The following is a 12,161-nucleotide window of genomic DNA, read 5'->3' as shown; positions in this document are numbered from 1 at the left end:
GAAGTCAATATGAATCGAAGGGAAGAAGACGTGTATTTATTTCTTAGGGAAAGTATGGCGCACGAGCTAAGTGTTGATGTTGAATTGATCCAGCCTGATGTTCCCTTTATTGAGATGGGTATGGATTCTATTATAGGTGTCAGCTGGATAAGAAAAATAAATTCGAATTTCAATTTGTCCATACCTGCAACAAAAATATATGCCTATCCGACCCTGGGAGAGTTTCACCAATACCTTCTTTCAATACTAGGTGATTCAACGGTAGAGCGGGTAGATCATGTAGAAGATAAATTAACCACAAATGTACGCCATGATGTACAACATGTAAATTCAAATGAAGGGCCTATTAAGCAGATTGATGAGGCTGCTCCTGATGTTTCAGGAGCAGCTTTGTTTGATGTTGTGTCTGAACTTAAAGGGGCTTTAGCTGCTGAACTAGATCTCAATACATCTTTTATTGATGAAGATACACCATTCACAGAGCTTGGCCTCGACTCAATAATAGGGGTTACCTGGATACGTAAAATTAATAGCAGGTTTAAACTGTCTCTTCCCGTTACGAAGGTATACAGCTATCCAACGATTTCAAAATTTGCTGAGTACTTGATCCAGAAACATGGTGAAATACTTTGCGATGTTTCTGCTCAGGAAGTGGAGAATCCTAAATCCTCAATTATTCAAAGTGAGATAACCGATCCTGTATTGTCGCAAGTAAATGCCAGTCCGATTTCTGTTCAAGATGTTGATCCAAAGCAAGTACTTGCTGCTGCACAGGTTGCCGCTTCAATCACACCTTTGGAGCGTATAAGCGCCAAAGCACCTGCGAGTGATCAAACTGGTAGTAAGACTGAAGGTGAGAGTGCAATTACATGCGATATCGCAATCATCGGAATGTCTGGAAGCTTCCCACAGGCTCAAAATCTGGACGAATTCTGGAACAACATCTTGGAGGGGAAAGATTGTATTTCAGAGGTACCGCCTTGGCGTTGGAAGTCGGATGAGTTTTATGATCCAAAACCTGATATACCCGGAAAAACATATAGTAAATGGATGGGCGTTCTTGAAAACGCAGACAAATTTGACCCTCTGTTTTTCAATATCTCGCCGATTGAGGCGGAACAAATGGATCCTCAGCAGAGGCTAATGCTACAGGAAAGCTGGAGATGCATTGAGGATGCAGGATATGATCCTTTTACCTTATCAGGCAGTAAATGCGGTGTATATATCGGGTGTTCTCCAAGCGGATATGGAGGAAATCTCGAATTAACAGATTTAAATGCTCATCAGAACCTTGGTAACAATATGGCTGTCCTTGCCAGCCGTATTTCGTATTTTCTTAATCTGCGCGGGCCATGTCTTTCTATTGACACGGCTTGTTCTTCTTCATTGGTTGCGATCGCCAGTGCATGTGACAATTTGTTGTTGGGAAACATTGATCTGGCGTTATCTGGTGGAGTGTGGGTAATTCCAGGGCCAGGACTTCACGTGGCTATGAGTCAGCTTGGAGCTCTTTCCCCGGATGGACGCTGCTTTGCCTTCGAGAGCCGTGCGAACGGATTCGTACCGGCGGAAGGTGTGGGTGTTGTCATGTTAAAACTACTTGAAGATGCAGAGAGAGACAGAGATCATATCTATGCGGTGATCAAGGGCTGGGGGATTAACCAGGATGGTAAAACCAATGGCATCACAGCCCCTAATGCCGATGCACAAGCCGATCTTCATCGGAGTATTTACCAAAAATTTAACATAAACCCTGAAAACATACAGCTCATCGAGACACATGGAACCGGTACATCACTAGGTGATCCTATTGAAGTTGAAGGGCTTGTCAGCGCATTTAGTGAATATACCGATAGGCGCCATTTCTGCGCACTAACTTCTGTAAAAAGTAATATCGGTCATACTGCTTGCGCGGCTGGTGTGGCGGGTTTAATTAAAACGGCTTTAGCCATTAAAAATAAGGAGCTTCCTCCTATTGCAAACTTCTCTAGTTTGAACCCGCATATTGATTTTAACGAAACACCATTTTATGTGAATGAAAAACGGAGACATTGGGTGCAAACTACGGGTTTGCGTCAAGCTGCCGTGAGTTCATTTGGATATAGCGGGACTAATGCACATATTGTGTTGGCGGAAACACCATACGTGGAGGCAGATAGTCCGGACAATCCTTCTTACCTGATCGTGCTTTCTGCAAGGGATGGGAAGCAATTAGAGGCTCAGGCAAGAAACTTATTGTCTTACATTAGCCAGAAGCCAGACATCGTTATTGGGAATATAAGTTATACCTTGCTGGTGGGCAGAAAACACTTCCGCAATAGAGTGGCTGTTGTAGTTAGCAATTTATCTGAACTGTCTACAGAACTCATGAAATGGTTAGAAAAGGACCCTAGCAGTCGAGTTACAACTGGTAATGCGACCCCACTTCCTATAACAAATACAAACCCTGAATTGGAGTCGTTTTATCACTCTGTCAAAGTATGCCACATGGAATCGAGTGAGGCTGAATATGCGAGTGCATTATCGATTGTAGCTAAGCTATATATAAAGGGTTACAACCTCCCATTTGTGAAATTGTTTGATACTAAGAAGTATCGTCGGGTTTCATTACCGACATACCCGTTTGTACAGCAATCTTACTGGCTTAATCATGACATAACGACTATGAAACAGGATCGTGTATCTGGGGAGATACGTATGTACCCCGTGACCCACAGTGATACCTCAATTGGGGATCGTATTAGCTTTACAGCTAGTTTGGGAGCCGATGACTTTTTTATGCGTGATCACAAAGTAGGTAATACTATGGTTGTGCCAGGAGTTGTCTATGTAGAAATGGCCCGTGAAGCGATACAGAGAGCGATGGCGATGACTGCTGGCACTCGGTTGCGGTCATTCTCTGAATCGCAGATTCGCTTACAGAACGTCATCTGGCTCCAGCCAGGCGCATTAACTGGTAACGAACTTTCGTTAGAATTACGCGTGTTGCCAAAATCAGACGATAGGTTCGAATATACGATTATGGAGTCAGGTGGGAATGAGGAGATTTTATATAACCAAGGTGTTGCACGGTTAGTTCCTGGGGTTACCCCTGAGATACTAGATATTGAAGAGTTGGCACGCATCTACTCAGAGCGAATAATCTCTTCACAAGAGTTTTATCGCATTTATAACGATATAGGTCTTATATATGGATCGTCACATCAAGCGGTAGTGGAACTACGCGTGGGTCAGGGCGAAGATTCCCTCCCAGGCGTGCTAGTGAAACTAGAGAACCCACGTAGTAAAGAAGAGCATAACGATGGGTTCGTGCTCCATCCAAGTATTATGGATGGTGCCTTGCAAGCTACGATAGCATTAGGTCTCGAAACTAGTGAAGTAACGAGATTCGATAGTAAAGCCAGACTTCCTTTTTCCTTCGATAGCCTCGATATATGTCAACCAACACCGAATCGAGCTTATGCATGGATTAGGCATTCTATAGGCGGATCAAGGAATAGTTCCGTTCAAAAGCTGGATATCAGTATATGTGATGAACAAGGTAATATTTGCGTCGACATCAAAGGATTTTCATCCCGAGAATATGTTGCTTCGATGCCTAATCATGAAGATGTTTCGTTCATTACCCCTATATGGACACCTACTGATTTAAAGCTTAGCCAAACGTACTCTATACCTGAACAAGATGTAACTCATAAAGTAGTGTTGCTTGGCGCTGTAAATCAAAAATTGGTAGACAATATAAGAAAGTTGTTGCCTGAGTCGATCGAGCTAGAGCGTATTCAAATGGACGTTAACTCACTCAGCGAACGCTATGAATCTGCCACACAGTATGTTACATCACTGATAAGAGAGTGGGCGGAGGCTGGTTATTCACGCAAAAAACTCCTGCAAGTTGTTGTCGTTGACAATGAAACAAAGGAGTATCGAACGTTATGTGGAATTTCCGGCTTACTTAAGACGGCTTCTTTAGAATATCCTACGATTAGAACGCAGTGTATCGGCTGGTTTGATGAGATGGATCCCTATATTTTTAAAGATTTCATCTACTCTACAGCGGCTCAGGAAGTAAGGGATTTCAAATATAGCGGCAATATCATGTATCACAAAAAGTATGAAACCTTGTCAGATCATAATGAAATCGGTGGTGCCTTCGCATTGCGTGAAGGGGGGACCTACCTCATTACGGGAGGCATTGGCGGATTGGGTCGTATATTCGCCCGTTTTATAGCATCTAATCTTAAGCGTGGTGCGGTTATTTTGACCGGACGCTCGACACGGGATCATCATATAGAGGAGTTCCTAAATTCCCTACGAGGAACAGAATTCAGAGCCGAGTATGTTCAGTGTGATATTTCGGAATCAAATTCTGTAGAGAAATTGTTTGATTACATCGAGACTAGTTATTGCGAGCTAGCAGGAATTATTCACGCAGCAGGCACACTAAATGATGGATATATTATGAAAAAATCACGCAGTGCTATTCATGACGTGTTATCGCCGAAAGTTGCGGGTATAGTAAACCTGGATCAGGCAAGTAAAGTTCACAGGCTTGATTTTTTCGCTAGCTTTTCTTCAAATGTAAGTGAATTGGGAAATCCAGGGCAATCTGATTACGCTGCAGCAAATGGATTTATGGATGTTTACTCCGCTTGCCGTGCGGATTTGGTCGTTGCAGGACAACGCTATGGGCAAACACTTTCTGTTAATTGGCCGCTTTGGGCCGAAGGAGGCATGAAGGTTGATCATGACACCGAACAACAACTTCGTTCACAGGGCCTAGTTCCCTTAGGTTCACTTGAAGGGATTGAGGCGTTCCAGCAAGCACTGCGCTTTGGTCGCAGTCAGTTATGTGTATTTGCAGGCAATACGGATCGGGTAAAGAATGCGTTTGAGATGTATTCAACAATGTCGCTTGACACAAAGACGCAGGACGTTGCTGCTCAAGCCGCTAATGGAAATAATGGAAGCATTTCTATGGATAAGGAGCAATTGCTACATCGTATACAGACTGCCTTAATTGAAATGGTAACGGAGCAGTTGAAAGTTCAGCCGGATGACATTGATATCTATAATGAACTAAGTGAATACGGGTTTGATTCGATCAGCTTTACCAAGTTTGCCAATACAATCAACAGTAAGTATGATGTTGGGCTCGCACCTACCATATTTTTCGAATATCCGACACTTGGCGGAATATCTGAATATCTTCTTGAGGAACATGGGTCATTGTTTGCGGAGCAGTGGTGCGATCTGTCAGGCAATGAGGTGCTTGGTGATAAATTTGGTAAAGAAGCTGATGAGAAAGTCCAGAATGATCGGACTGTGAGCAAGCAGCTGCCGCGAGATCGTCAACGTGTTGCGATTATCGGGATGAGCGGTTGTTTTCCCCAAGCAGATGATTTGGATCAATTCTGGGATAACTTGTTGAACGGGGCAGACTGCATTACCGAAATTCCCTCCAGTCGCTGGGACTGGCGCAAACTACAAGGTGATCCAAAGTCTGGAGATGGTAAAACCAATGTGAAATGGGGCGGCTTCATCAACGAGGTGGATCTCTTTGATCCCCTGTTCTTTGACATTTCACCGCGAGAAGCTGTGTCCATGGATCCACAGCAGCGTTTGCTGATGACACATGCATGGCTTGCGCTTGAGGACTCTGGTTATGCACCATCCAGCTTAGCAGGGTCTGACACGGCAGTTCTGATTGGAACTGCACCAAGCGGTTACGGCAATTTGCTTTTACAGGCACGCCATCTAGGTGAAAGCTATGCATCAACAGGCATATCTGGCTCAGTTGGCCCTAACAGAGTCAGCTATCTGCTTGATTTGCATGGTCCTAGTGAGCCGATTGAGACAGCATGTTCTAGTTCTCTAGTTGCAATACATAGAGGGGCAGAACTGATACGCCGTGGTGAAGTAAGCATGGCTATTGTCGGCGGGGTTAATACCATTGTTAGTCCTGATCTTCACATCAGTTATAGTCGTGCAGGAATGTTGTGCGATGATGGACGTTGTAAAACATTTTCCGATAAGGCTAACGGCTATGTAAGAGGCGAAGGTGTTGGCGTGTTAGTGCTCAAATCTTTGGAGTTGGCAGAGGCCGATGGCGATCACATATATGGTGTAATTCTCGCAAGTGTAGAAAATCATGGAGGACGTGCGAATTCGCTTACGGCACCGAATCCTAATGCACAGGCCGAGCTTATTAAAGCCGCGTATCGACAAGCTGATATTGATCCGAGCACAGTCACATTTATAGAAGCCCATGGCACAGGGACTGAGCTTGGTGACCCTATTGAAATAAATGCACTTAAGAAAGCTTTTGGCGAAATACACGAAGAGAGGGGAAGCGATCTGAGCGTAGCTCCGGCCTGTGGCATCGGCTCAGTCAAATCAAACATAGGACATCTCGAACTTGCTGCAGGTGTAGCAGGTGTTATCAAAACATTGCTCCAGATGAAGCATAAAACGCTTGTCAAAAGCTTGCATACGGATACGATTAACCCATATATCAGGCTTGAACAGAGTCCTTTTTATATTTTGCGGGAGAATCGTCCTTGGGAGACTCAAAAAGGAAGTAATGGAGAAATAATTCCGAGAAGGGCAGGGGTCAGCTCATTTGGATTTGGCGGAGTGAACGCGCATCTTCTGCTTGAGGAATACACTATTCAAGAATCGGAGAAGAAAGGATTAGATAACAGCAGACAAACTACCTATCCTATTGTACTATCCGCACGCTCCGAACAACAACTTTTACAAATCGCCAGCAGTTTACTAGATTTTGTTGACGTGAATCGTCTCAATGATCAAGATTTGGCAAGTCTAGCGTTTACCTTGCAAGTTGGAAGGGATGCAATGGAAGAGAGACTTGCTACGGTTGTCCGTAATATGAAAGATCTAAGAGAGAAACTGGAATCCATTTGCGCAGAACAGCCTAATTATATCTCTTGGTACAAAGGGACAGTCAAGCAGTCCGCAATGCAGTTGGCGACATTTAATTCAGACAAGGATCGGCAGAAGGTAGTATCTGATTGGGTACAGCGGAAGAAATATGAGCCCATTCTCGACCTATGGGTTCAGGGACTCCATTTTGACTGGATGAGACTCCATTCAGAAGGACAAATGCCGAATCGGATGAGCCTACCAACTTATCCTTTTGAAAGACAAAAGTATTGGGTAAAAGGAGGAGATACGGGCAGTCACCTTCATGAAAGCTGTAATGTACAACCTGAAAGTGTGTCTCAGATACATCCATTAATCCATCAGAATATTTCAACTTTACATGAGGCTGTTTTCTCTTCCCACTTCGATGGCAGTGAGTTTTTCCTTGCAGACCATATTGTGAATGGACACCCTATGCTTCCTGGAGTTGCCTATTTAGAGATGGCCCGAGAAGCAATCGTTCGTGCGGCAGGTGCCGCAACAAACATCCATGTGGCATTAGATAATGTTGTATGGCTCAAACCAGCAATTGTTACAGATCAACCAGTTGATTTGCGTATCCGAATTCACTCGCCACATAACAATGAATTAAGTTACGAGATTTACACGTTATCCGACGGTAAAGATGTAGTATTTTGCAAGGGCAATGGTTGCCTAATGGAAACCTCCTCAACCATCAAAACTCGTAAATTGGATGTGAATCAATTACTTACATCATGCAGTCTACAACGGGTGACTGGTGATGAAATTTACACAGCATACGACAACTTGGGACTTCACTATGGACCTACGTACAGAGCAGTGATGGAAGTAAATTGCGGTATTGATAATATGGGCAACCCTCAAGCGATTGCAAAATTATCATGCCCAGAAGCAATCCTTCCTACGTTGTTTGAATTTATGCTGCATCCATCAGTGATTGACAGTGCACTTCAAGCATTGTTGGGCATGAACATTAGCTTCGTTTCTGAAAAGCAGCAGCAGCGATTAGGCGTGCCGTATGCACTTGATTTCGTAAATATTTATTCCGAAAGCCCTAGCGAGGCTTATGCTTGGATACGCTACAGCGAAGGAAATGCTCCGGGTAATCCTATACGTAAATTGGATATCAGTGTGTTTGATGCTGAAGGTAACGTATGTGCAGAACTGGGCGGATTAAGTTCCAGAGAATTTAAGGAGCGCGATACCGACAGTGCTCCATATTTGTTGTATGGTCCCGAATGGGTACCTGCACCGCTGCCCAGTATCGAAAGTGTAATACCAAGTAATGCTCATATCTTTTTAATAGGCGATATCAATTCCGATCAGAAGAGCCGGCTTGAGCAGGTATTGAGCAGCAACCAGCTCATGTTTATCCCTGTAAAAGACACTTCATCAGATCAACAATATGTGGACGTGGTACAAAGGTTGTTTAGGGCTATCCAACCTCTTGCTTCCGTACGTACTATCACCCAGACGCTAGTTCAGGTCGTTATTGTCAATATGCCTGAAAACGCAGGAGCTTCTTTAGCTGGTGTCTCTGGTTTACTGAAGACTGCAGCTCTTGAGAACCCTAACCTGAATATTCAGTGCGTGGAGATTGATCGCGAGCTTGAAGCAGATGAGTTAATTGATACTTTAATACGCAACAGTGCTGATCCAGATGCGAAAGAGGTGCGTTACAGCGGGGAAGAGCGCCTAGTAAAACGTATGGTTGAACTCTCGAGCATACCTGAAGTACAGAATAGTTCGATTTGGAAAAACGAAGGGATATACCTAATTACTGGAGGCTTGGGTAAGCTTGGTCTTACTTTTGCAAGAGATATAGCCACACACGCTGCCAAAGCCACAATCATCCTGTGTGGTCGATCTCCAATAAGCGCAGAAAAGCAATTGGAAGTGGACTTGTTAAATGAACTTGGTGTTAGCATTGTCTATCAATGTGTCGATATTTCTAGCTATGAGCAGGTCAAGCGTTTGGTAAGAAGCATTGAGATGACACATGGAACTCTCACAGGTATCATTCATTGCGCAGGTATCATCAAAGACAGATATATCATAAATAAACCAATTGAAGATCTGGAAAGTGTGTTAATGCCTAAAGTTTCCGGTACAGTTAATTTGGATAGAGCAACAAGCACACATCCGCTTGATTATTTTATTTGTTTTTCGTCCACATCAGCCGAACTTGGGAATCCGGGACAAAGTGACTATGCTGCCGCAAATGCTTTTATGGATAAGTATTCTCTGTATCGTAACCAACTTGTCCGTGAAGGTAAGCGAGTGGGCCACACGTTGTCTATCAACTGGCCTCTGTGGACTGAAGGAGGTATGCAAGTTGAAGAAGGGATGCGTAAACGCATGGCGATGAAGGGCATTGGCACGCTTAGTACGGAAAAAGGTCTGGAAGCGTTTAAAAATGCAGCGCGTGCTCAATTGGATCAGGTGCTCATTATCTCCAGCGACCCTGATAGTGAGTCTGAAAGAAAGCAGACTCAGACAACCGAAGCGTCTGCAGTACCGGCCCATTTAAAAATCCCTTCGGATTCTGCGCTACGAGAAACGGCACTACGGTATTTTAAGAAGGTAATTGCCGATGCATTATCAATGCCTGTCGAGCGTTTGGATATTGATGCACAATTGGAGCGGTATGGAGTGGATTCGATGTTGTCCATGGATCTTATCTCTCATCTTGAAAAAACGTTTGGTTCATTATCTAATACACTGTTTTTCGAGGTTCAGACCATTCGCGATTTGACGGACTATTTTATCGATCGACATCGTTCTGTACTGAACTCGCTATTTGGCGTTAAAGAAAATTCCTCCGTTGGTTCAGTTCCAAATCTAATGCAGGAGCAAGAAAAACCTGTACTGTCTAGCAAAACTGATGAAGAGAATGAAAGACCAATACCGTCAAATCAAGTAAAGTCAACAGATGTTGCCATTATTGGTATGGTTGGACGTTATCCTAAAGCACGGAATGTCAATGAGTTTTGGAATAATCTTGTGAGCGGCACAGATTGTGTAAGCGAAATTCCTACTGAACGTTGGAATCTCAACGATTTTTTTGATTCAAATAAAGATTCTGTTAGTACCAGCTACTGTAAATGGGGCGGTTTCCTAGATGATGTTGATCAATTTGATCCACAGTTTTTCAACATAACACCTCGTGAAGCAAAATTGATGGATCCACAGCAACGAATATTTTTGGAAGCTGTTTGGGAATTGCTTGAAGGAAACGGTATAACTCAGTCCAAGATAGACATTCAGTACGATCGGCGCGTAGGAGTTTATGTAGGTTCGATGTATCAGATGTACCAAGCAGAAAACACTGACATCGTCGGAAATGCATTAACTTCTATCTCATCATACAATATGATAGCCAATCGGGTATCTTACTATTTCGGTTTTGAAGGCCCTAGTGTTGCTGTGGACAATATGTGCTCTTCTTCAGCGATGGCGATACATCTGGCGTGTAATGCGCTGGCACAGGGTGAAGCCAAACTGGCAATTGCCGGCGGGGTAAATTTGAGTATTGATCCTAAAAAATATATCGCGTTGAGCCAGACGCAGCTTCTTGCAAGCAACCCTCATAGCAGAAGCTTTAGTGATGGTGACGGATATTTGCCGTCAGAAGGTGTCGGTGCCGTATTGTTAAAACCTCTCAGTGATGCAATCAAAGATGGTGATAATATTATGGCGGTGATCAAGTCGAGTTCATCTATGCACGGCGGCCGCTCCAACGGGTTTATGGCACCTAGATACAAAACACAGGTAAACGTAATTGAAGATTGCCTTTCCCGTGCAGGGCTCGTTCCCGATGATATCGGGTATATTGAGGCCGCTGCCAATGGTGCGGCACTTGGCGATGCAGTCGAGATTAATGCAATGGCCCATGTGTTTAGAAACACAGAAAAAGCTATCCCAATAGGTTCGGTGAAGTCGAATATAGGACATCCGGAAGCTGCTTCGGGAATCGCTCAGTTAACAAAGGTGGTATTGCAACTTGAAAATAATATAATCCCACCGATAATGCAGTTCGGACAGGTAAACCCAAATCTCAACATAGAAAATCTACCATTCAGGTTGACAAGCGAACTTGAGACATGGCCGGAAGTTTCTCAGCAAGATCAACACCAGTCAGGCTATTCCCCAAGACGGGCATTAATCAATTCAATTGGTGCCGGCGGTAGTTATGTGAGCTTAATTATTGAGGAATATATAAATAGAAAAACGAATGCCCCTGCGGATATGGAAATAAATTCTCAGCTCATTGTGTTATCTGCCAAAGATGATGAAGCACTTCGCAGGGTAGCTGAAAATTCCATTCATTATTTAGAAGAGAACAAGGAGATAGTTTTAACGAATTTAGCGTATACGTTGCAGCTTGGACGCAATGAGCTTCCTGTACGTCTTGCCTTTACTGCCCGATCCGTGGATGATGTGGTGGCCAATCTAGTTTCTTACTTAGGAAAGTCTTCGTCCAAGGGATCTCATAATCAGGCGATATATACAGGAAATGCAGAAACCGATTTTGCCGAGTTGGAATTGCTTGTTACAGGTCGACGAGGTGAGGAGTTTGTACATGCGTTGGTTTCCGATCGAGACCTGGATAAACTTGCGGCGCTTTGGGTTAAGGGTTGCCGCGTAGACTGGTCCAGTCTGCATGATCAGTCACAACGTACGATTATGTCGTTTCCGACATATCCCTTTAAGAAAAGTAGGTACTGGCATTCAGAGGGACTTTATTCGAAAACATTGCCGCAGCAAAGTTTAGCACCAGTTGAGCAGGTCAAAAACCAAGCGCATACCGGTAAGCCTGATTTTGTCGCCTATCTGATTGAGTTTTTTGCAGAATTCGTGGGAGTGGCAATGGAACAAATTCCTGTCGACAAGGATATACATTCTATGGGCATAGACTCTCTTGCATGGATCAGACTCCAACGTAAAGTAGAAAAGGATTTCGGTATCCAATTATTATCCACTGAATTACTGAATTTTACGAAGATAAGAGCACTTGCTGATTGTCTCGAAGACAAGCTGGTTTCTCAAACGTCTAATGATCCAATTGATAAGGATAAGGGCGAGAAAAAGTTAGTACAAGTTTCTGATTCTGATAGCGTTCCTCTTGAATCTAATATCAATGAAATAGAAAGAAAGATGAAAATGCTAGAAGATTTTAAAAATGGAGAAGTCGGACTAGAAAAATTGAAGATATCATTTCGCCAGTAAAGGAG

General features: G+C 43.6%; 1 protein-coding gene. It reads left to right on the top strand.

The genetic code is table 11. From position 1 onward, the window contains the following. The first annotated feature begins 9 nt into the window (after positions 1 to 9). Positions 10 to 12,156, top strand: coding sequence for an SDR family NAD(P)-dependent oxidoreductase (locus BrL25_RS23450; RefSeq protein WP_018669862.1), 12,147 nt, complete (start codon positions 10 to 12; stop codon positions 12,154 to 12,156). Positions 12,157 to 12,161: the final 5 nt, after the last annotated feature.

Origin of the sequence: Brevibacillus laterosporus DSM 25 (assembly GCF_002706795.1) — a bacterium.
Taxonomy (GTDB): domain Bacteria; phylum Bacillota; class Bacilli; order Brevibacillales; family Brevibacillaceae; genus Brevibacillus_B; species Brevibacillus_B laterosporus.
The sequence above is the reverse complement of the archived record's forward strand: the minus strand, read 5'-3'. Positions and strand labels throughout refer to the sequence as shown.